This window comes from Atlantibacter hermannii, from assembly GCF_009907385.1.
Lineage (GTDB): Bacteria > Pseudomonadota > Gammaproteobacteria > Enterobacterales > Enterobacteriaceae > Atlantibacter > Atlantibacter hermannii_A.
On sequence record NZ_JAAATR010000003.1, the window covers coordinates 96,478 to 119,504 of the forward strand.

At 54.1% G+C, this 23,027-nt stretch carries 21 protein-coding genes; 1 reads left to right on the forward strand and 20 read right to left on the reverse strand.

The annotated features are described in order from the left end of the window. Positions 1–27: 27 nt before the first annotated feature. The 18 genes from pstA to asnC form a co-directional block, all read right to left on the reverse strand. A complete protein-coding gene (pstA, locus tag GV764_RS01615) occupies positions 28–918 on the reverse strand; it encodes a phosphate ABC transporter permease PstA (RefSeq protein WP_161658793.1) in 891 nt (296 codons plus the stop codon). After that, complete coding sequence (gene pstC, locus GV764_RS01620) at positions 918–1,877, reverse strand: phosphate ABC transporter permease PstC (protein ID WP_161658794.1); 960 nt, start codon at positions 1,875–1,877, stop codon at positions 918–920. Before pstC ends, pstA begins: the two co-directional genes overlap by 1 nt. Before the next feature lie 114 nt (positions 1,878–1,991). Beyond that, entirely contained in the window at positions 1,992–3,032 is a 1,041-nt protein-coding gene (gene pstS, locus GV764_RS01625) for a phosphate ABC transporter substrate-binding protein PstS (protein ID WP_161658795.1), read from the reverse strand. Between the two features lie 308 nt (positions 3,033–3,340). Beyond that, a complete protein-coding gene (glmS, locus tag GV764_RS01630) occupies positions 3,341–5,170 on the reverse strand; it encodes a glutamine--fructose-6-phosphate transaminase (isomerizing) (RefSeq protein WP_161658796.1) in 1,830 nt (609 codons plus the stop codon). Positions 5,171–5,339: 169 nt separating this feature from the next. Then, a complete protein-coding gene (glmU, locus tag GV764_RS01635) occupies positions 5,340–6,710 on the reverse strand; it encodes a bifunctional UDP-N-acetylglucosamine diphosphorylase/glucosamine-1-phosphate N-acetyltransferase GlmU (protein ID WP_161658797.1) in 1,371 nt (456 codons plus the stop codon). A gap of 430 nt (positions 6,711–7,140) precedes the next feature. After that, positions 7,141–7,560: a F0F1 ATP synthase subunit epsilon gene (locus tag GV764_RS01640; protein WP_043866215.1), complete on the reverse strand. Its 420-nt coding sequence runs from the start codon at positions 7,558–7,560 to the stop codon at positions 7,141–7,143. 20 nt (positions 7,561–7,580) lie between these two features. Beyond that, positions 7,581–8,963 (reverse strand): F0F1 ATP synthase subunit beta, encoded by a 1,383-nt coding sequence (gene atpD / locus GV764_RS01645; protein WP_125292913.1) that lies wholly within the window; start codon positions 8,961–8,963, stop codon positions 7,581–7,583. Positions 8,964–8,989: 26 nt separating this feature from the next. Then, complete coding sequence (gene atpG, locus GV764_RS01650; protein ID WP_125292914.1) at positions 8,990–9,853, reverse strand: F0F1 ATP synthase subunit gamma; 864 nt, start codon at positions 9,851–9,853, stop codon at positions 8,990–8,992. Positions 9,854–9,903: 50 nt separating this feature from the next. Then, positions 9,904–11,445 carry a F0F1 ATP synthase subunit alpha gene (gene atpA / locus GV764_RS01655; RefSeq protein ID WP_125292915.1) on the reverse strand — a complete coding sequence of 514 codons (1,542 nt, stop codon included), beginning with the start codon at positions 11,443–11,445 and terminating at the stop codon, positions 9,904–9,906. Positions 11,446–11,457: 12 nt separating this feature from the next. Then, positions 11,458–11,991, reverse strand: coding sequence for a F0F1 ATP synthase subunit delta (gene atpH, locus GV764_RS01660; protein ID WP_125292916.1), 534 nt, complete (start codon positions 11,989–11,991; stop codon positions 11,458–11,460). Positions 11,992–12,005: 14 nt separating this feature from the next. Next, positions 12,006–12,476, reverse strand: coding sequence for a F0F1 ATP synthase subunit B (gene atpF / locus GV764_RS01665; RefSeq protein WP_002435552.1), 471 nt, complete (start codon positions 12,474–12,476; stop codon positions 12,006–12,008). A 69-nt stretch (positions 12,477–12,545) separates the two neighbouring features. After that, on the reverse strand, positions 12,546–12,785 hold the full coding sequence (atpE, locus tag GV764_RS01670; protein ID WP_000429386.1) for a F0F1 ATP synthase subunit C: 240 nt from the start codon (positions 12,783–12,785) through the stop codon (positions 12,546–12,548). Between the two features lie 48 nt (positions 12,786–12,833). Next, the gene (gene atpB, locus GV764_RS01675) at positions 12,834–13,652 is read right to left on the reverse strand and encodes a F0F1 ATP synthase subunit A (protein ID WP_161658798.1); all 819 of its coding nucleotides are present in this window, start codon (positions 13,650–13,652) and stop codon (positions 12,834–12,836) included. Positions 13,653–13,660: 8 nt separating this feature from the next. Next, a complete protein-coding gene (gene atpI / locus GV764_RS01680) occupies positions 13,661–14,041 on the reverse strand; it encodes a F0F1 ATP synthase subunit I (RefSeq protein WP_125292948.1) in 381 nt (126 codons plus the stop codon). A 612-nt stretch (positions 14,042–14,653) separates the two neighbouring features. After that, positions 14,654–15,277 carry a 16S rRNA (guanine(527)-N(7))-methyltransferase RsmG gene (rsmG, locus tag GV764_RS01685; protein WP_161658799.1) on the reverse strand — a complete coding sequence of 208 codons (624 nt, stop codon included), beginning with the start codon at positions 15,275–15,277 and terminating at the stop codon, positions 14,654–14,656. Between the two features lie 53 nt (positions 15,278–15,330). Next, positions 15,331–17,220 (reverse strand): tRNA uridine-5-carboxymethylaminomethyl(34) synthesis enzyme MnmG, encoded by a 1,890-nt coding sequence (gene mnmG, locus GV764_RS01690; protein ID WP_161658800.1) that lies wholly within the window; start codon positions 17,218–17,220, stop codon positions 15,331–15,333. Positions 17,221–17,599: 379 nt separating this feature from the next. Next, complete coding sequence (gene mioC, locus GV764_RS01695) at positions 17,600–18,040, reverse strand: FMN-binding protein MioC (RefSeq protein WP_161658801.1); 441 nt, start codon at positions 18,038–18,040, stop codon at positions 17,600–17,602. A gap of 168 nt (positions 18,041–18,208) precedes the next feature. Next, positions 18,209–18,667 (reverse strand): transcriptional regulator AsnC, encoded by a 459-nt coding sequence (gene asnC / locus GV764_RS01700; RefSeq protein WP_125292920.1) that lies wholly within the window; start codon positions 18,665–18,667, stop codon positions 18,209–18,211. 152 nt (positions 18,668–18,819) lie between these two features. Here asnC and asnA point away from each other — a divergent pair, with 152 nt between their 5' ends. Continuing rightward, positions 18,820–19,812, forward strand: a complete 993-nt coding sequence (asnA, locus tag GV764_RS01705) for an aspartate--ammonia ligase (protein ID WP_125292921.1) — start codon at positions 18,820–18,822, stop codon at positions 19,810–19,812. Positions 19,813–19,815: 3 nt separating this feature from the next. Here asnA and viaA read toward each other — a convergent pair whose 3' ends face one another. Both viaA and ravA read right to left on the reverse strand, forming a co-directional pair. Continuing rightward, the gene (gene viaA, locus GV764_RS01710; RefSeq protein WP_161658802.1) at positions 19,816–21,267 is read right to left on the reverse strand and encodes an ATPase RavA stimulator ViaA; all 1,452 of its coding nucleotides are present in this window, start codon (positions 21,265–21,267) and stop codon (positions 19,816–19,818) included. Further along, on the reverse strand, positions 21,264–22,757 hold the full coding sequence (ravA, locus tag GV764_RS01715; RefSeq protein ID WP_161658803.1) for an ATPase RavA: 1,494 nt from the start codon (positions 22,755–22,757) through the stop codon (positions 21,264–21,266). The genes viaA and ravA overlap by 4 nt, the downstream gene beginning before the upstream one ends. Between the last annotated feature and the right edge of the window lie 270 nt (positions 22,758–23,027).

Here is a 23,027-nt window from a genome sequence, read left to right on the forward strand (position 1 = left end):
GACGCCGCATCCGCCGCGCCGCAGTAATTAACCGTGTTTGCTCTTCGCGAACAGTACGCGCGCAAGGATGTTCAGTAACAGGACGCAGAGGGTAATAATCAGTACCCCGGCCCAGGCCAGCTGTTGCCATTCGGCAAACGGGCTCATGGCGAATTTAAAGATGGTCACCGGCAGGTTAGCGATAGGCTGCATCATATCGGTGCTCCAGAACTGGTTAGACAGCGCGGTAAACAGCAGAGGAGCCGTTTCGCCCGCAATACGCGCTACCGCCAGCAAAACGCCGGTAATAATCCCGGAGACCGAGGCTTTCAGGGTGATCGCGGAAATCATCTTCCACTTCGGCGTACCCAACGCGTAGGCCGCTTCACGCAGGCTATCCGGCACCAGCTTCAGCATGTTCTCGGAAGTACGGATAACGATAGGAATTTGCAGCAGCGCCAGCGCGATCACGCCTGCCCACCCGGAGAAGTGCTCCATCTGCGCCACCACGATGGTGTAAACAAACAGGCCGACCACAATCGACGGCGCGGAGAGCAGAATATCGTTAATAAAGCGAATCACTTCGGCAAGCCAGGATTTACGACCATATTCCGCCAGATAGATGCCCGCCAGAATGCCCAGTGGCGTGCCGAATACGGTCGCCCAGAGGATCAGCAGGCCGCTGCCCGCCAGGGCGTTGGCCAGACCGCCGCCCGCCGTGTTCGGCGGCGGGGTCATTTCGGTAAACAGCGCCAGCGACATCCCGTCAAAGCCGCGAGTGATTGTCGAAACTAAAATCCAGATCAGCCAGAACAGGCCGAAGGCCATAGTCGCCATCGACAGCGTCAGCGCGATGCGGTTTTTAGTCCGGCGACGCGCCTGCATTTTACGGCGCGATTCCGCCAGTTCCTGAGAGGATTGCAATTCGATGGTCGCCATTAGCGTGCCCCCTCGTTTTTCGCCAGACGCATAATCATCACTTTAGAAATCGCCAGCACGATAAAGGTAATCACGAACAGGATCAGGCCCAGTTCCATCAACGCTGCTACGTGCAGACCGGATTCTGCTTCGGCGAATTCGTTGGCCAGCGCGGAAGTAATACTGTTGCCCGGCATATACAGCGAGGCGCTGTCGAGCTGGTAGGTGTTACCGATGATAAAGGTCACCGCCATGGTTTCGCCCAGCGCGCGGCCCAGTCCAAGCATCACGCCGCCGATCACGCCGTTTTTGGTAAACGGCAGCACGATACGCCAGATCACTTCCCAGGTGGTGCAGCCGATGCCGTAGGCCGACTCTTTCATCATCACCGGCGTTTGCTCAAACACATCACGCATTACCGCGGCAATGTACGGAATGATCATGATGGCGAGGATGACGCCTGCGGCCAGGATACCGATACCGAACGCCGGGCCGGAGAACAACGCGCCAACGAACGGAATAGTGGAGAGCACATTGCCCACCGGCTCCTGGAAATACGTGGCGAACAACGGGGCGAAGATGAACAGGCCCCACATGCCGTAAACAATACTGGGAATAGCCGCCAGCAGCTCAATCGCAATACCCAGCGGACGCTTCAGCCAGTTCGGAGCCAGTTCGGTCAGGAACAGGGCGATACCAAAGCTTACCGGCACCGCAATCAGCAGGGCGATAAACGAGGTCACCAGGGTTCCGTAGATCGGCACTAACGCGCCGTAGATGTCATTCGGCGCATCCCACTCTTTAGTCCACAGAAATGAGAAGCCGAATTTTTGAATGCTTGGCCATGAGGAGATGACCAGGGACACGATAATGCCGCCCATCAGCAATAGCACAATCAGCGCAGCCAGTTTTACCAGCGCGCTGAATATCATGTCACCGTTTTTCCCCGGAGGGGTAAATGCAGGCTTAGTGGCAGCCATAATTCACTCTTTAGTCAGAACCCAGAAAACCGGCATTATCGCCAGTTTTCAGGGTATTGCCATTACCCGTTATGCGTCCGCCGGAAAATTTCTTCCCGGCGGCTCAGGGGCACATCAGTACAACGCTTTACCGCTGCTGTCTTTCACGTTGGTTTTCCATGCAGCACGAATCTGCTCAACCACGCTGTCCGGCAGGCTGGCGTAATCCAGGTCATTAGCCTGTTTCGCGCCATCTTTAAACGCCCAGTCGAAGAACTTCAGCACTTCAGCGCCTTGTTCCGGTTTCTTCTGCTCTTTGTGGACCAGGATGAAGGTGGTGGACGTAATCGGCCACGCGTCGTCACCTTTCTGGTTAGTCAGGTCCTGCGCGAAGGATTTGCTCCAGTCAACGCCTTTGGCGGCATTAGAGAAGCTCTCTTCGGTCGGGCTTACCGGTTTGCCGTCAGCAGAAACCAGTTTGGTGTACGCCAGGTTGTTCTGCTTGGCGTAAGCGTATTCCACATAGCCGATAGAGCCAGGCAGACGCTGTACGAACGCGGCGATGCCGTCGTTACCTTTACCGCCCAGACCGGTCGGCCAGTTAACAGTAGAGCCAGAGCCTACTTTAGACTTCCACTCTTCGTTCACTTTCGCCAGGTAGCTGGTGAATACGAAGGAGGTACCGGAACCATCAGCACGACGCACCACGGCGATGTTCTGGGACGGCAGTTTCAGGCCAGGGTTGAGTTTAGCGATCGCTTCGTCGTCCCATTTTTTGATTTTGCCCAGGTAGATATCACCCAGGGTTTTACCATCCAGCACCAGTTCGCCGGATTTCACGCCCTGAAGATTCACGGCCAGTACCACGCCGCCAATTACGGTCGGGAACTGGAACAGGCCTTCCTGCTGAAGCTTTTCGTCGCTCAGCGGCGCATCAGAGGCACCAAAATCAACGGTATTCGCGATGATTTGCTTAACGCCGCCGGAGGAGCCGATACCCTGATAGTTCACTTTGCTGCCCGTGGACTTCTGGTAGGTATCTGCCCATTTGGCATACACCGGCGCAGGGAAGGTTGCACCGGCGCCAGTCAGGCTCGCCGCAGCATTAACGGCAAAAGCGCTCATCGATAAGGTCGCGGCGACAACAGTTGCGACGGTGGTACGCATAACTTTCATAATGTCTCCTGCTGGATCGTAATTCGTTGTTTAGTGGCTACGATGAGCAAAATAGGACACTTTGGTGACAGTTAAATGTACGAATTATGACAGTTTTATGACAAGCGAAATCCTGCGGAATTATCTTCAGATTAATAATTAAATATCAAAAAGATAACTAATATTATGACGCCGGGATTGCAGTGAAATTTTATTTTTGTGACAAGATAAAAGGTAGTTCTAAATGACCGATTGTCATAAAAAACCGGGAATGTTTTTGGTTAAAAACCAGGCAAAAAAGCCTCACCAGAACGGTGAGGCTTGTGGGATTATTCTACGGTAACGGACTTGGCGAGGTTACGCGGCTGGTCCACGTCGGTGCCTTTAATCAGCGCAACGTGATATGCCAGCAGCTGCAACGGAACGGTATAGAAGATTGGCGCAATCACCTCTTCCACATGCGGCATCTCAATGATGTGCATGTTATCGCTGCTGGTGAAACCGGTATCCTGGTCGGCGAAGACATATAGCTGGCCGCCTCGGGCGCGCACTTCTTCAATGTTGGATTTCAGTTTTTCCAGCAGTTCGTTGTTTGGAGCCACCACAATCACCGGCATATCGGCGTCAATCAGCGCCAGCGGGCCGTGTTTCAGCTCGCCAGCGGCATAAGCCTCGGCGTGAATATAGGAAATCTCTTTCAGCTTCAGCGCGCCTTCCAGGGCGATCGGATACTGATCGCCACGGCCCAGGAACAGGGCGTGGTGCTTGTCGGAGAAATCTTCTGCCAGCGCTTCAATACGTTTGTCCTGGGACAGCATCTGCTCGATACGGCTCGGCAACGCCTGCAGGCCGTGGACGATGTCGTGCTCGACAGAGGCATCCAGGCCCTTCAGGCGCGCCAGCTTCGCCACCAGCATCAGCAGTACCGTTAACTGGGTGGTGAAGGCTTTGGTAGAAGCCACGCCGATTTCAGTGCCCGCTTTGGTCATCAGCGCCAGATCGGATTCACGCACCAGCGAGGAGCCCGGCACGTTGCACACTGCCAGCGAGCCCAGATAGCCCAGCTCTTTGGACAAGCGCAGCGCCGCCAGGGTATCGGCGGTTTCGCCAGACTGAGACAGGGTGATCATCAGGCTGTTGCGGCGTACTGCCGATTTGCGATAGCGAAATTCAGAGGCGATTTCCACATCGCAGGAGACGCCCGCCAGCGCTTCGAACCAGTAGCGCGACACCATACCGGAGTTGTACGAAGTACCGCAGGCCACAATCTGAATATGTTCAACCTGGGAGAGCAGATCGTTTGCCTGAGGGCCGAGCTCGCTTAAATCCACTTCACCATGGCTGATACGCCCGGTCAGGGTGTTTTTAATCGCGTTCGGCTGCTCGTAAATCTCTTTCTGCATGTAGTGGCGGTAAATCCCTTTGTCGCCCGCGTCGTATTGCAGATTGGATTCGATATCAGGCCGTTTCACTTCTGCGCCGGATTTATCCATGATGGTGACGGTGCGGCGCGTCACTTCCGCGATATCCCCCTCTTCCAGGAAGATAAAGCGACGGGTCACTGGCAGCAGCGCCAGTTGATCGGAAGCGATAAAATTTTCACCCATGCCGAGGCCGATAACCAGGGGGCTACCGGAACGCGCAGCCAGCAGCACATCCGGGTTGCGGGTATCGACGATAACGGTGCCGTACGCGCCGCGTAGTTGCGGAATGGCGCGCAGAACCGCATCACGCAAGGTACCGCCCTGCTCCAGTTCCCAGTGCACCAGATGCGCAATCACTTCGGTATCGGTCTGGGAAGCAAATTCATAACCGCGCGCCTGTAACAGCTCGCGCAGCGGTTCATGGTTTTCGATAATGCCGTTATGCACCACCACGATGTGGTCGGATACATGCGGATGTGCATTGGTTTCCGACGGTTCGCCGTGGGTCGCCCAACGGGTATGCGCAATACCTGTGCCGCCATGCAGGGGCTGCTCTTCCGCGGCCTGCGCCAGCATCTGAACTTTGCCCAGACGACGTAAACGCGTCATCTCTCCGCTGCTGTTGATAACCGCAAGTCCCGCAGAGTCATAACCACGGTATTCCAGACGGCGTAATCCTTCGAGAAAGATTTCTGCAATATCACGCTGCGCGACCGCGCCAACAATTCCACACATAGTTTTGTTTCCTGATAATGGCGATATGCCATAGGTTGTCAGTCGACCTTGTTGCTCTTTTCGAGCGCCCCGAGCCTTGTAGAGAGTGGGGTTATTATTGTGGTACTGCGTTCGGGGTGGAGAAATGATGATTTCCTCTCACCCCAGCCTCGCCTCACAGCAAGGTTAATTATTTTTTCTTCACCGGACGCTGCCAGCCCTGAATATGGGTCTGCTTCACGCGGCTGATGACTAATTCATTTTCTTCAACATTACGGGTCACCGTGGTGCCCGCGCCAATCGTCACGCCACGCGCCACGGTCACCGGGGCCACCAGCTGCGTATCGGAACCGACAAACACATCGTCGCCAATAATGGTTTTATGCTTATTTGCGCCATCGTAGTTACAGGTGATAGTGCCCGCGCCGATATTCACGTTCGCGCCGATTTCCGCATCGCCTAAGTAGGAGAGATGGCCTGCTTTAGACCCTTTGCCGAGACGCGCTTTTTTCATTTCCACGAAGTTACCGACGTGCGCGCCTTCTGCAAGTTCTGCGCCCGGGCGCAAACGCGCAAACGGACCGATGGTACAGGCCGCCTCAAGGCGTGAATCTTCGACGACAGAGTAGGCGCTGATTTCACAGTCATCGCCAATGACGCTGTTTTTAATGATACAGCCCGCAGCGATTTTCACCCGGTTGCCCAGGGTAACGTTGCCTTCGATAATTACATTAGTGTCAATTTCAACGTCGCGCCCGTGCGTTAACTCGCCGCGCAGGTCGAAACGCGCCGGATCGCGCAGCATCACACCTGCCAGCAGCAGTTTTTCCGCCTGCTCGGACTGATAGACCCGCTCCAGGCGTGCCAGCTGCAGGCGGTTATTCACGCCTTCCACTTCACTTAAGCGGTCAGGATGCACGGCGGCAATTTCGCGCCCTTCCTGCCAGGCGAGGGCGATAATATCAGTGATGTAATACTCGCCCTGGGCATTGTCATTGGTCAGCTTCGACAGCCAGCGTGTTAAATCCGCGCCGTTGGCAATCAAAATACCGGTATTGATTTCATTAATCTGGCGCTGTTCATCGCTGGCGTCTTTGTGCTCAACAATGCCCGTCACCAGGCCGTTTTCACGGGTAATGCGCCCATAGCCGGTTGGGTCATCAAGTTTAACTGTCAGCAGGCCAATACCGCCTTGCGGTTTGGCATCCCGCAACCGCGCCAGAGTATCGGTAGAAATGAGCGGTACGTCACCGTAGAGCATCAGAATGTCTTCGTCATCCGCAAAGAACGGCGCAGCCTGCTGCATGGCATGGCCGGTACCTAACTGCTCAGCCTGCAATACCCAGTTTACGGCATCATTATTCAGGGTTTGTTTTAGCAGTTCGCCGCCGTGGCCATACACCAGATGCACCCGCTGGGCGCCGACCTGTGTTGCCGCATCAATCACATGCTGCACCATCGGCTTGCCGGCAAGCGTGTGCAACACTTTTGGAAGATCGGAATACATGCGGGTGCCTTTGCCTGCGGCAAGGATAACCACGCTCATCGCACTGTTCGCCATACGCGTCCTGTCTCTGTAAAGTGAGTGAAGTAAAACGATTTACGTTTGAAAATTCTACATATTTTTCGCGGTAAAATGGATTGACGATATATTACTCGCTCATCGTGAATATTGCTTTACCGGACGGTTGCTTAATGTGTCCGATCGGGTTTTGTGGACGTTTTTACGCGACGATTTCATTGCCATAGGGGTAATTCAACACTTAGTTTTTATAAAAAATTATCTGAGGAAAATTACGTTGCCGCTTTGAAAGCATAGCGGGTTCAACGCGAATGATTATCCCGTTGGATTTACTGTAAATGGCAATCACAGGAAGGAAACCACCCGAACAGGTGATAATGAAGCGATGATCGAGAATCTGAATGTCTTCCCAATACCAGGCAAAAAAAATGCCAGTCATCAGACTGGCATTTTATCTTTCAAGCCGGTGTTACATCGCTTTTTTGGTTAACTCGATAACGCGCAGTTTGGCAATCGCTTTAGCCAGTTCAGCAGAAGCCTGAGCGTAATCCACGTCGCCGTGAGAATTACGAATATGCTCTTCTGCCTTACGCTTCGCTTCCAGGGCTCGCGCTTCGTCGAGGTCCTGACCGCGAATCGCGGTATCTGCCAGCACAGTCACGTTGCCCGGTTGCACTTCAAGAATGCCGCCGGAGAGATAAATAAACTCTTCATGACCATGCTGCTTCACGATGCGGATCATACCAGGCTTAATGGCGGTGAGCAGCGGAGCGTGGCCCGGGTAAATCCCCAGTTCCCCTTCACTACCCGTAACCTGGATTTTTTCCACCAGCCCTGTGAACATTTGCTGTTCAGCGCTGACGACATCCAGGTGGTAAGTCATTGCCATATCACCCTCCGATTAAGGCGTTAAAGTTTTTTGGCTTTTTCCACGGCTTCGTCGATGGAGCCAACCATGTAGAACGCCTGCTCCGGCAGGTGATCGTATTCGCCTTCCATGATGCCTTTAAAGCCACGGATAGTATCTTTCAGCGATACGTATTTGCCCGGAGAACCGGTAAACACTTCTGCCACGAAGAACGGCTGGGACAGGAAGCGCTGGATCTTACGCGCACGTGCTACCACCAGTTTGTCTTCTTCAGACAGTTCGTCCATACCGAGGATGGCGATGATGTCTTTCAGTTCCTGGTAACGCTGCAGGATAGACTGTACGCCACGCGCGGTGTCGTAGTGCTCCTGGCCAACCACCAGCGGATCCAACTGACGGCTGGTGGAGTCCAGCGGGTCAACCGCAGGGTAGATACCCAGAGACGCGATCTGACGGCTCAGTACCACGGTTGCGTCAAGGTGCGCAAAGGTGGTGGCTGGTGACGGGTCAGTCAAGTCATCCGCAGGTACGTATACCGCCTGTACGGACGTGATAGAACCGGTTTTGGTGGAGGTGATACGTTCCTGCAGAACGCCCATCTCTTCCGCCAGCGTCGGCTGATAACCTACCGCAGAAGGCATACGGCCCAGCAGTGCGGATACTTCAGTACCGGCGAGGGTGTAACGGTAGATGTTATCTACGAACAGCAGAACGTCACGGCCTTCGTCACGGAATTTCTCCGCCATGGTCAGGCCGGTCAGCGCAACGCGCAGACGGTTTCCCGGCGGCTCGTTCATCTGGCCGTAAACCAGGGATACTTTATCCAGAACGTTGGAATCGGTCATTTCGTGGTAGAAGTCGTTACCCTCACGAGTACGCTCACCCACGCCCGCAAACACGGAATAACCGGAGTGCTCGATCGCGATGTTACGGATCAGCTCCATCATGTTTACGGTTTTACCTACACCCGCACCACCGAACAGACCGACTTTACCGCCCTTCGCGAACGGACACATCAGATCGATAACTTTGATGCCGGTTTCCAGCAGTTCCTGAGAGCTGGACAGCTCTTCATAGGACGGTGCCGCGCGGTGGATCGCCCAACGCTCTTCTTCGCCGATGTCGCCTTTCATGTCGATCGGCTGACCCAGCACGTTCATGATACGGCCCAGGGTCGCTTTACCTACCGGGACTTCGATCGGGTGCTCGAGGTCTGCAACAGTCAGACCACGACGCAGGCCGTCGGAAGAACCCATTGCGATGGTACGCACGATACCGCCGCCGAGCTGCTGCTGCACTTCCAGCACCAGACGCTCATCACCATTTTGCACCTCAAGAGCATCGTACACGCGCGGTACGGCATCCTGAGGGAATTCGACGTCAACTACGGCGCCGATTACCTGGACAATTTTTCCAGTAGCCATCTTGAATCCTCTACGAATTAACCTGGTTATACCGCGGATGCACCACCGACGATTTCGGTGAGTTCCTGAGTAATGCTGGCCTGACGAGCTTTGTTGTATACCAACTGCAGCTCTTTAATCAGGCTGCCGCCATTGTCGGTAGCGGCTTTCATCGCCACCATACGTGCGGCCTGCTCGCTGGCCAGGTTTTCTACCACGCCCTGATAAACCTGAGATTCCACATAACGACGCAGGAGAGTATCCAGCAGCGCTTTCGGATCGGGTTCGTACAGGTAATCCCAGGACTTGCGTTTTAATTCCTCATCATCATCCGCTGGCAATGGCAGCAGTTGCGTGATGGTCGGAACCTGAGACATGGTATTGATAAATTTGTTATTGACGATAAAAAGCTTGTCCAGACGCCCTTCATCATAGGCCTGCAACATCACTTTTACCGGGCCGATCAGTTCAGACAGGGAAGGGTTATCCCCCATGCCTGTTACCTGAGCCACGATGTTCCCGCCAACGGAATTAAAGAACGACACGCCTTTCGAGCCGATCATTGCGATATCGCACTGAACGCCTTTATCTGACCATGCCTTCATTTCCGACAGCAGTTTCTTGAACAGGTTAATGTTCAAGCCACCGCACAGACCACGGTCCGTCGACACCACCAGGTAGCCCACGCGCTTAACGTCGCGTTCTTCCAGGTAAGGGTGCTTATATTCCAGATTGCCGTGAGCAAGGTGACCAATCACTTTGCGCATGGTATCTGCGTAAGGACGGCTGGCAGCCATTCTTTCCTGCGATTTACGCATTTTGGAAGCGGCGACCATCTCCATCGCTTTAGTGATCTTCTGCGTGTTCTGGACGCTTGCGATCTTACTACGTATCTCTTTTGCGCCGGCCATGAGCTTCTCCTCAATGCCTTGCGGCCTGCCCTAAGACAAGCCGCCAGACGTTACCAGGACTGGGTTGCTTTGAAAGAGTCGAGGATGCCTTTCAGCTTGCCTTCGATCTCATCGTTATAGCCACCGGTCTGGTTGATTTCTTGCATCAGCGGAGCGTGATCACGGTCGACATAAGCCAGCAGAGCGGCTTCGAAGCTACCGATTTTCGCCAGTTCCACATCTTCGAGGTAACCGCGTTCTGCCGCGAACAGCACCAGAGCCTGCTGCGCAACGGACATCGGCGCATACTGTTTCTGTTTCAGAAGCTCGGTCACTTTCTGACCGTGGCTCAGCTGTTTACGGGTTGCATCATCAAGGTCGGATGCAAACTGGGAGAACGCCGCCAGTTCACGGTACTGCGCCAGCGCGGTACGAATACCACCGGACAGTTTCTTGATGATTTTGGTCTGCGCTGCGCCACCTACACGAGATACGGAAATCCCCGGGTTAACCGCCGGACGAATACCGGAGTTGAACAGGTTGGTTTCCAGGAAGATCTGACCATCGGTAATGGAGATTACGTTGGTCGGAACGAACGCAGAAACGTCACCCGCCTGGGTTTCGATAATCGGCAGCGCAGTCAGTGAACCGGTTTGACCTTTGACTTCACCTTTGGTGAAGGCTTCAACGTATTCCGCGTTAACGCGGGATGCACGCTCCAGCAGACGAGAGTGGAGGTAGAATACGTCGCCCGGGAATGCTTCACGTCCAGGCGGACGGCGCAGCAGCAGGGAGATCTGACGGTAAGCGACAGCCTGTTTGGACAGATCGTCATAAATGATCAGCGCATCTTCGCCGCGGTCGCGGAAGTATTCGCCCATTGCGCAACCGGCATACGGCGCCAGGTATTGCAGTGCAGCGGATTCAGACGCGGTTGCTACCACCACGATGGTGTTAGACAGCGCGCCGTGCTCTTCCAGCTTACGCACCACGTTAGCGATAGTGGACGCTTTCTGTCCGATCGCAACGTAAACGCATTTGATGCCGGAATCACGCTGGTTGATGATGGCGTCGATAGCCAGCGCGGTTTTACCGGTCTGACGGTCGCCGATGATCAGTTCACGCTGACCACGACCGATTGGGATCATGGCGTCAACGGATTTATAACCGGTCTGTACCGGCTGGTCTACGGATTGACGTTCGATAACGCCCGGTGCAATCGCTTCAACGGCGGAGAAGCCGTCGTGCTCAACCGGACCTTTACCGTCGATAGGCGCACCCAGGGTGTTCACCACACGACCCAGCAGGCCGCGGCCAACCGGAACTTCAAGAATACGGCCAGTACACTTCACCTTCATGCCTTCGGCGAGGTCAGCATACGGACCCATCACCACCGCACCCACAGAGTCGCGCTCGAGGTTCAGTGCGATAGCGTAACGGTTACCCGGCAGGGAGATCATCTCGCCCTGCATCACATCGGCCAGGCCGTGGATACGGATAACACCGTCACTTACAGAAACAATAGTACCTTCGTTGTGAGCTTCACTCACAACACTGAACTGAGCAATGCGCTGCTTGATCAGTTCGCTGATTTCGGTGGAATTCAGTTGCATGCTCCAGTCCCCTTAAGACTGCAAGACGTCTGCAAGGCGTTCAAGACGGCCGCGTACGCTGCCATCAATGACCATATCACCCGCTCGGATGATTACGCCTGCCACTACAGACTTATCGATTTTGCAATTCAGCTTCACTTTGCGTGACAGACGTTTTTCCATCGCGACGCTGATTTTCTCAAGCTGTTCTTCGCTAAGCGCATTAGCGGAAGTCACTTCCACTTCAACGGTGGCCTCGCGGGCCTCACGTAAACGAATGAATTGCTCAAGAACATCAGGGAGAACCTTCAAACGCCCGTTATCAGCCATCACCTTAATCAGGTTCTGGCCGTGAGCGTCGAGCTGGTCACCACATACTGCGATAAACGACTCAGCGAGCGTTTCCGGCGCCAGCGCGCCAGAGAGAAGCTCTGCCATTTGTTCGTTTTTAGTCACCTCGGCGGCAAACGCCAGCATGTCCTGCCAACGGTCTACGCTTTGGTTTTCGACGGCAAAGTCAAAAGCTGCTTTGGCGTAGGGGCGAGCTACCGTTACAAATTCAGACATCAGCCCCTCCCTCCTTACAGTTCAGCGACAAGTTTATCCACGATGTCGCTGTTAGCAGCTTCATCCACGGAACGTTCGATGATCTTCTCGGCGCCAGCAACGGCCAGCATAGCCACCTGCTTACGCAGTTCTTCGCGAGCGCGTTTACGCTCAGCGTCGATTTCTGCCTGAGCCTGCGCCACGATTTTGGTACGTTCCTGTTCGGCTTCCGCTTTCGCTTCGTCCAGGATCTGCGCGCGGCGTTTGTTCGCCTGCTCGATGATTACCTGAGCTTCAGCTTTCGCTTTTTTCAGCTGGTCGGTCGCATTGGCCTGTGCAAGGTCCAAATCCTTTTTAGCTCGTTCCGCAGAAGCAAGACCGTCAGCAATTTCTTTTTGACGTTTTTCGATGGCAGCCATAATTGGCGGCCATACGTACTTCATGCAGAACAGAACGAACAGGACAAACGCGATGGCCTGGCCGAGGATTGTTGCGTTAAGATTCACAGCACAATGCCTCTTATCTAGTTAACGTTCTGATATTGCTTATTTACTTAACAAGTAAAGCAACGCTTACTACGCGACAGCAAACATCACGTACAGACCCAGACCTACAGCGATCATCGGGATTGCGTCCACCAGACCCATTACGATAAAGAACTGAGTACGCAGCAGAGGAATCAGATCAGGCTGACGCGCGGCGCCTTCCAGAAATTTACCCCCGAGGATGCCGATACCGATCGCAGCACCGATTGCCGCAAGACCCATCATCACAGCGGCAGCCATGTACAGCAGATCCATATTCAGGTTTTCCATGACAGTCTCCAGTTTGTTTCAGTTAAAACGCAGTAGTGTTGTGTAAAATCAATGCTCTTCAGATGCCATCGACAGATAGACAATCGTCAGAACCATGAAAATGAAGGCTTGCAGCGTAATGATCAGGATGTGGAAAATGGCCCACGGCACATTCAACAACCACTGCGACCACCACGGCAACAGACCAGCAATCAGAATGAAAATCAGCTCACCGGCATACATGTTGCCGAACAGTCGCAGACCGAGAGAAACCGGTTTAGACAGCAGGCTCACACCTTCAAGGATTAAGTTGACAGGAATGAATGCCCAGTGATTGAACGGCTGTAGCGTCAGCTCTTTAGCAAAGCCGCCAATGCCTTTCATTTTGATGCTGTAGAACAGAATCAGGATAAACACGCCAAGCGCCATAGACAGCGTGATGTTCACGTCAGCAGACGGCACCACGCGCATCGCCGGCAGGCCCAGTACATGCTCAGCGATGTACGGCAGCAGGTCGATTGGCAGCAAATCCATCAGGTTCATCAGGAATACCCAGACGAAAATCGTCAGGGCCAGCGGAGCGATAACTTTGCTCTTGCCGTGGTACATGTCTTTTACGCTTCCATGTACGAAACCGACAATCAGCTCGACCGCTGTCTGGAATTTACCCGGTACGCCGCTGGTGGCATGCTTGGCCACGCGACGGAACAGAACCAGGAACAACAGACCCAGAACCACCGAGAAGAACATGGAGTCTATGTTAAGCGTCCAGAAGGTAGCCGGGGGGTTTTGCGGATCCACCAGTGAGAAAGTACGCAGGTCAAGCTGAAGGTTATTCAGATGATGACCGATGTACTCCTGTGGTGAAGAGAGTTCTCCTGCAGACATGATGCCTCTTACCCTTTGTTGTTGATTACAGCTGGTGCCAGTATCTGCACAACCAGCACCGAAACCCACGTCACTATCAGCGGCAAAAATACCGCGTGGAAGTACGCTAACGCCACCACCAAAAGCGCGAAGGTCGCAAGCACCTTAAACACTTCGCCGACGGCGAACGACCAGGCCACGCGGCCTTTAGCGGGTGTTTGCGCCTGGTGACGCCAGGCAAAAATCATAAACAATGCGTTTGGCAGCCACACTGCCAGGCCCCCACCGACGGCGGACGCGCCCCAACTGGGGTCTTTGAAGCAAAACAGCAATCCCATCGCCATTATTGCCAGTAACTGAATGAACAGAAGCTTGCGAGCCACATTGACACTAAAGAGCGACACAAACATCACGTTTACTCCTGCTCCCTAAGAGGTATGTCGCGTGTCGTATAAAACGTTCTTTAAGGCTCAGAGTCAAGCATCAAAAAGCGGTCAAATTATACGGTGCGGCCTCGTGATTTCAAACAATAAGTAGCGAAAAGGTGAATAAATGTTTAAATAAATTTCGGCACGCGCATTTTTAAACTTTTCATTAAACGCGCTATGTTCGCTAAAAAAGCGGAATATCCGCAAAGACCGTGTTCTAAAGCGTGCAGGAGATCACACAATAAACAATTAAACCAACAAATATTCTGTACCAGAGTTGAAACCAGAAAATGCATCTTATTGAAAATTAATAGTATTAACAGGGAGTTTTTTAAAATCAGTCCATACACCATCAAAACCTTTTATTGACATATCAACTGAAATTTTAACAACCCCGAATGCGCCATCAAACGGATTTTTAGCAGACTGATATTTTCGGTGTTGATTATTTTAAAACGGACTTAACCGTCTCTCCCCCGCCCTGTTCAATGCCCTGGTAAAAAAAGGGTTAAATTTCCTGTCATTCAGCGCAAGAATGACAGGCGGCGTTTAACAATTTCTCAATCGCACTTTTTCTACTATTTTTTACAATTCTTAAAATTTGTTTGGCTTAATCATAACCAAATGGCGTTCGCCTTCAAGCCCCGGCACGTTCAGCGCCACGACCTTTTCGACCTCAAACCCTGCCGGCAGCGCCGCGATCTCCTCATCAGGACGCACGCCTTTTAGCGCATAAAAGCGCCCCTGCGGCGCAGGCAAATGTTGGCACCAGTTCACCATGTCGGTCAGCGAGGCAAAAGCGCGGCTGATTACGCCGTCAAACGGCGGTTCCGCAGGAAACGCTTCAACGCGGCTCTGCACCGGCGCGATATTCTCCAGCTTCAGTTCATGCTGCACCTGACGCAAAAAGCGTACGCGTTTTCCCAGGCTGTCCAGCAGGGTGAAATGCTTTTCCGGGCAGACGATAGACAGCGGGATGCCTGGCAGTCCAGGGCCGGTGCCCACATCGATGAACCGATCGCCTTCCAGGTGCGGGGCAACCACAATGCTGTCGAGAATATGGCGCACCAGCATCTGCGCCGGATCGCGCACGGAAGTGAGGTTATAGGCTTTGTTCCACTTATCCAGCATCCCGACATAAGCCAGCAGTTGCTGTTGTTGATGGTCGGTCAGCGTGATGGCGGCGGCGTCCAGCAGACGCGTTAGTTTATTCAGCACAACGATATCCATGAAAAGGGCCAGCATTAGGCTGGCCCGAATTTAACGTCCGGCTACGCGCTGCGGCGCAGTAAACCCTGTTTTTTGAGCCATACCAGCAAAATGGAGATGGCGGCAGGCGTGATGCCTGAAATACGCGACGCCTGTCCAATGGACGACGGTTTATGATCGTTAAGTTTGGCGATCACTTCGTTCGACAGCCCGGAAACCTGGCGGTAATCCAGGGTCGCGGGGAGCAGCGTGTTTTCATTGCGCTGTTGTTTCTCGATCTCGTCCTGCTGGCGAGCAATATACCCTTCGTATTTGACCTGGATTTCTACCTGCTCGGCGGCCTGAGCATCATCAAGGCCCGGCGCGAACGGGGCCAGATTGACCAACTGCGCGTAAGTCATTTCCGGACGGCGCAGCAGATCTTCACCGCTGGCTTCCCGGGATAAGGGCGTGGCCAGCTGGGCGTTAACGTCCTGTACGCCTTCCGACGACGGCGCCATCCAGATGCCGCGCAGACGCTGGCGTTCCAGTTCGATGTTTTCGCGCTTCTGGTTAAAGCGTGCCCAGCGGGCATCATCCACCAGCCCCAGCTCTCGGCCCGCTTCGGTCAGGCGCAGATCCGCGTTGTCTTCGCGCAACATCAGGCGATATTCGGCGCGGGAGGTAAACATGCGGTACGGCTCTTTGGTGCCCAGCGTGCACAGATCGTCCACCAGCACCCCGAGGTAAGCCTGATCGCGGCGCGGCGCCCAGCCTTCTTTCTCGGCAGAAAAGCGCCCGGCGTTCAGGCCAGCCAGCAGTCCCTGCGCCGCGGCTTCTTCGTAGCCGGTGGTGCCGTTGATTTGACCGGCAAAGAACAGGCCCTGGATATATTTGCTTTCCAGCGTCGGTTTCAAATCGCGCGGGTCAAAGAAATCATACTCAATGGCGTAACCCGGACGGACGATTTTGGCGTTCTCCATCCCCTGCATTGAGCGCACAATTTGCATCTGCACATCAAACGGCAGGCTGGTGGAAATCCCGTTCGGGTAAATTTCATTCGACGTGAGGCCTTCCGGCTCAAGGAAGATCTGGTGCTGGTTGCGATCGGCAAAGCGCATCACTTTATCTTCGATTGACGGGCAGTAGCGCGGGCCAATGCCTTCGATCACCCCGGCATACATCGGGCTGCGATCGAGGTTCGCGCGGATCACGTCATGGGTTTTTTCGTTGGTATAGGTGATATAGCACGGCACCTGCTGCGGATGCTGGCTGACGTCGCCCATAAACGAGAAGACCGGCAGCGGCGTATCGCCATGCTGCTGCGCCAGCACGCTGAAATCGATGGTGCGGGCGTCAATGCGCGGCGGCGTGCCGGTTTTCAGGCGGTTCACGCGCAGCGGCAGTTCACGCAGACGGCGTGACAGGGAAATTGACGGCGGATCGCCTGCACGGCCACCGCTGTAGTTATCCAGCCCAATGTGGATTTTCCCGTCCAGGAAAGTCCCGACGGTTAACACCACCGCTTTGGCGCGAAATTTGAGACCCATCTGGGTCACTGCGCCAACGACGCGATCGTTTTCCACAATCAGATCTTCCACCGCTTGCTGGAAGATCATCAGGTTCGGCTGGTTTTCCAGCGCGGTACGCACCGCCTGGCGGTACAGCACGCGATCTGCCTGGGCGCGGGTCGCGCGAACGGCTGGCCCTTTACTGGCGTTTAGTATCCTAAACTGAATACCGGCTTTGTCGATCGCCGTCGCCATCAGGCCACCGAGGGCATCCACTTCCTTAACCAAATGTCCTTTACCAATACCGCCGATCGCCGGGTTGCAGCTCATCTGCCCCAGCGTGTCGATATTGTGTGTCAAAAGTAGGGTCTGTTGACCCATACGGGCTGCGGCCATCGCGGCCTCAGTACCTGCATGACCCCCGCCAATGATAATGACGTCGAAAGGATCCGGATAAAACATGGTGGATAAACCTCGTGGTGTGGCAAATGGGTTTTCGATCCCGGGGCGTGGATTCTACTCAAGTTTAGCCTTTCGAGAAAGCGTCAGGATCGTTGGTATTTAAAAGAAGATCTTTTTATTTAGAGATCTGTTTTACTGTGATCTCTTATTAGGATCGCCGGTATCTGTGGATAACTGACGATCGCCAAACAAGATCAATGCATTAAGTGGGATCATTAGCTGTTAACGATCGGTGATCCCACGCGGTATTAGCTGGGTGCAGAATGGGTATTTATACACAGGGCCAGAAAGCCCTCAGGGTTATACTTTGGATAACTACCGGTTGATCCAAGCTTATTAGCAGACTTATCCACAAATCAACCGACGATCTTTTCATCAATCAGAGTAAATTTTTCCAGGATCCCAGCCAAATCTCCGCCGGATCCTCCGGAATTTCATGATCGTGAACGTTGATCTTCAGCAGATCGCCAATACGTTTGGCCCCGCATTCAGTCAGCAGCGTGTCGATTTTATCGATCGCTCCGCAAAAGGTGTCATACTCACGGCTGCCGATGCCCACTGCACCATAACGCACATTACTGAGGTCAGGTCGCTGTTCCTTTATTGCCGTATAAAAAGGTTCGAGATTATCCGGCACATCGCCCGCGCCATGCGTCGAGGTGACAATCAGCCAGACCCCGTCAGCCCGCAGATCTTCAAGCATCGGGCCATGTTGGGTATCGGTGGTGAACCCCGCATCTTCCAGCTTTTCCGCCAGATGTTCGGCAACGTATTCCGCGCTGCCCAGGGTGCTGCCGCTAATAAGGGTAATCTCTGCCATGATCGTCCGCCTTTTTTAAAACGTCGCGTATTGTACGCTGTGAAAGGGTTGGGATCTACCTGTGGATAATATGGGTATAGCAGGAAGAGTCCCGATCGCAGACTTTTAGAGAAAAGTCCGGCGATCGGTGCGTTGTATGAGTAGTGTTCTTGATAAATAAGCATTTTTTTACGGCTTGATCGTCCGCATGATCGGGTTTTGCAAAGAAATCAGCGTCTCAGTGGACTGAATTTCATCAATTGTTTGGATCTTGTTGATAAGTACCTGTTGCAACGCATCGATGGATCGGCACATCACTTTAATAAAGATGCTGTAGTGACCGGTGGTGTAATACGCCTCGGTCACCTCGTCCAGGCTTTCCAGTCTCGCCAGCGCGGAAGGGTAATCCTTGGCGCTTTTCAGGATGATGCCGATAAAGCAGCACACGTCATAACCCAACTGCTTCGGGCTGATATCAATGCGCGCGCCGGTGATAATCCCCGCCTGCTTCATTTTCTCTACCCGCACGTGAATAGTCCCCGGACTTACGCCGAATTGTTTCGCCAGTTCGGCATAAGCGGTACGCGCATTGGCCATTAAAGCCTCAAGGATGCCGCGATCCAGATTGTCGATCTGATAATTTTCCATATGTTTTCCTTATGGATAATGACGATTTGCCTTCATTATGGCGTTTAAATTAGCGAATTAAAAACTGTGAGGCCTTTTTTATTGAGGATTATTGAATTGAGTAACCTTTTTATTGCTAAATGTTTGCTATCAGACAGACAGGAGTAAACATAATGAAAACGGCTTACATCGCAAAACAGCGTCAGATTAGTTTCGTGAAGTCCCATTTCTCTCGCCAGCTTGAAGAAAAATTGGGCCTGATTGAAGTTCAGGCACCGATCCTGAGCCGCATCGGCGACGGGACTCAGGATAACTTATCCGGCTGCGAGAAAGCCGTTCAGGTACGGGTGAAAAACCTGCCGGACGCGCAGTTTGAAGTGGTGCACTCTCTGGCGAAGTGGAAACGTAAAACTCTCGGTCAGCACGACTTCAGCGCCGGTGAAGGACTGTATACCCATATGAAAGCGCTGCGTCCGGACGAAGATCGCCTGTCGCCTATCCACTCGGTGTATGTGGATCAGTGGGACTGGGAGCGCGTAATGGGCGATGGCGAACGTCATCTCGGCACGCTGAAACAGACCGTAGAAGCCATCTGGTCCGCCATGAAAGCCACAGAAACCGCAGTAAGCGAGCAGTTTGGCTTAACGCCGTTCCTGCCGGAGCAGATCCACTTCGTTCACAGCGAAACCCTGCAACAGCGCTTCCCGGATCTGGATGCCAAAGGCCGTGAACGCGCCATTGCCAAAGAACTGGGTGCGGTATTCCTGATTGGCATCGGCGGCAAACTGGCGGACGGTAAACGTCACGATATCCGCGCGCCGGATTATGATGACTGGTCAACGTCCAGCGAAGGCGGTTTTGCCGGTCTGAACGGCGATATCCTGGTATGGAACCCGGTGCTGGAAGACGCGTTTGAACTTTCTTCCATGGGCATCCGCGTGGACGCCGATACGCTGAAACGCCAGCTGGCGATCACCGGCGATGAAGATCGTCTGGCGCTGGAATGGCACCAGTCGCTGCTCAACGGCGAAATGCCGCAGACCATCGGCGGCGGTATCGGCCAGTCGCGCCTGACCATGCTGATGCTGCAACTGCCGCACATCGGCCAGGTGCAGTGCGGCGTATGGCCTGCCCATGTTCAGGCTGAGGTCAGCGAACTGCTGTAATGCTTAACGCCGCCAGCGTCGCAGCAGGCGGCTACGCATCCCGGTATCAAAGCGCCAGATATGATCGAATATCCGCATGATGCCGGGTTTGCCGTGAGCGGACATCGCCACGGCATGAAACCGGTGCTGATGCACCCGCTGCAATGTTTTCACCTGGCTGACCACTTCATCGGGCAGGCGCTGGGCGATAAAATCCGAGATCACCACCGCATCCGCATCCTGCCATACGCTGCTCTGCATCCTTTCTACGATCGACCTGAAACAGCTGGCGATATCGGTGCCGCCGCGAAACTGCTGGCTTAAAAACCGAATGGCCTGTTCGATGCCGTCCTGTCGGGAGAGCTCGTAACTCACCACCTCGGTGGAAAACAGCATAATAAAGCAGCGTCGGCTGTCGGCCAGGGCGATGCGCATCAGCGCCAGGCAAAACGCTTTGGCGCACTGTTCATTAAAGCCGCCCATAGAGCCGGAGGTATCCACGCAGACGATAAACGGGCCACGCGGCTGTTCGTCCAGGTCCTGATGGGTGACCGGGCGCTCAATGACACGCTCCCGCCAGGCTTCGCCCTGAAGCCGATAGGTCAGCAGCTCATGCTCCACCAGCCGCCGATAAAACTCATATTCCAGCTCGGTAATACCCAGCGTGGCAAGCTCGGGGGGCAGCAGGCGCAGGATATCGTCGCTGCGGTGAAGACCTTCCACCTGCTCCGGCACCGTCGCCGGTTCGCGCACCAGGGTGCGGAAGGTCTCCATCGGGGAATCCTTCTTTGGGACAGATTTGGCCTCCCTTGAACGCCCCAGTTGCGCCGCGAGCTTTTCCAGCTCCGGCTGGCTGGCAAGAAAATCTCCGTATTTCACAATCAGCTGATAGTCGCCGCGCTTCAACTGCCCGGCACTCATGTCCCACAACCGGCCCGCCGCGTGATCGTTTTCCACCAGCACTTTTTCCAGTTGGCCGCTGAGAGTCATGCGCTCCTGCACTTCGCTTAACAGCTGTTCGCGTTCGTCTTCCAGCAACTGTTGATTCAGGGTCGTGGCCTGCACCACCAGGCTCAACCGCCAGCGCTGTAAGAATAAGGTATGCAGCGCCGGGGTAAACGTCGGGCTGGCCTGGATGAGCTGTGCCGCCTGGGCGGCAAACGGCGAGTTAAGCTGCTGCAGACGGGATAATATTTGCGGCAGCTGGACCAGCAGTTGAGACGTAGAAAGCAGTTGGCTCTGCTGATAGCACTGCACCTCCTGCGCCAGCTCCACGGGCACCGGCACATCGTGAAGGCGATTTTTTAACTGCTGTCGCCAGCGCGGAATATCCTCATGAAGCGCTTTCTTTAATTTCGGGTACTTTTCGAAGAACACCGCCAGCTGCGGCGAGGCCAGCAGCGCGATAATCAGTTCTTCTATTAATTCCCCTTCGCTGATGGCCAGGATCGTGTTTAACGTATCCAGGGTAATCATTGACGTGCCTGCTTAATCTGCGCGCCGACATCCTGTAAGCTGGCCTCAATACGTCCCAGCCAGTCGGGCTGGATAAACAGGCATTTTTGCTGATCGCTAAAGCGGCTGTGCTGCTGGTGCCATTCGTTATCCAGATCGTCTAACTGCTGCTTTATTTCCGCCGGCATGCCTTCCGCCAGCGCGCCGGGCAATGACAACCGGCTGGCCTGCAGGCTGACATCGCGGATCTGCAAATGCTGGCTGCTGTCTACATCAAGATTAAGGATTTGCGCGAAACCGATACCGTTAAGTTTGCCGCGGATCTCCCCGCCTTTTTGCAGCCACTGATCGAGCTGTTCGCGATTGATCGTGACGTGAATGACTTCCATATCATGGAGCTTGAGCGGTTTTTGCAACAGCAGCGTCAGTTCCGTCGCCTGCAAGGTTTCCGGCAGATGGTATTGCGGGCGGCGGCTGAACATCCCGCCTTGCTTCACCACGGTCAGGGCGTTCTGGTCGCTCTTTTGCTGCTCCAGTTGCATTCTGCGCTGTTGAATAGCGCCGAGCCTGGTCAGCATCGCCTGCTGTTGCCAGGCGTGCCCGGTCATCAAAATTTCCATCTGCTGCTGCATCAGATTGCGGGCGGCGGCGTCATGCCACAGGCTGTCTTTGAGTAGAATCAGGTCGATGGGCGCGACGGCGTTGCGCCCGCTAAAGAACGCGCAGGCCTGCAACAGGTGAATCGCTTTCTTCCAGCGCCGGTCCGAGACATAAGGCGCGTGCGGCTGGTTTTCCAGTTGCTGGCGCAGCAGGAAAATCAGTTCAAACACGTCATCCGGTAGCGCGACGCTGCCGATCTCTTTTTGCCACTGGGTAAATTCTTCATCGCTGATTTGCAGCGTAGCAGGCACCGGGTTTTCATTTTCGTCCTGCTGGCTAATCAGCATAGAGCGGAAGTTGCCTTTGTCCTGGACTTTATCCAGCCACAGCCGGATTAACATGCGGTCGTACAATGCTTCCAGGCTATTATCCGCATCCGGCAGTTCGTTAGAGGCTGCCACCAGCAGGCGCATGGGGATTTTTTCTTCGAACGCGCCGTTGCGAAAGCGCCGTTCGTTAATGGCGGTAAGCAGCGTGTTCAGGATAGCGGGCCCGGCTTTCCAGATTTCATCAAGAAACACGATTTCCGCTTCAGGAAGATAGCCCTGGGTTAGCCGCTCATAGCGTCCTTCATCCTTCAGCGCCTGGATGGACAGCGGGCCGAATACCTCTTCAGGCGTGGAAAAGCGCGTCATCAGATATTCAAAAGCACGGGCGTGTTCGAAAGCGAATTTCAGGCGGCGGGCGATCAGGCTTTTGGCGATGCCTGGTGGGCCTAACAGAAAAACGCTCTCGCCGCTTAATGCCGCCAGCAGACAAAGACGGATGGCGTGGCTGCGTTCGAAAAGCCCTTTTTCCAGTGCGGATGCGAGCCTTGAAATTCTTTCAGCCAACAAATGGGGTTGAGCCATAATTAGTTTGCGTCCTTACCCTGAGGAAACGGCTTAAGAGGCAATTATATACCTGCAGTTTCGGTCACGAGACAAGCCCCGCAGCCCGCGCCAGGTATGTCAATCGCCACTTTTTAATCTCTGTCGCATACTCAGGAAATTTGTAATGCCACGATAATCCGCTAATCCGAAGTGATGAAGGGGTTATCGTCGAAAAGGAGTACGAAGTTTAGGGGTATTTTTTTGACGTGGACAGGCTGGATTCCATTTAGGGGTACGATTTTGCCGTTA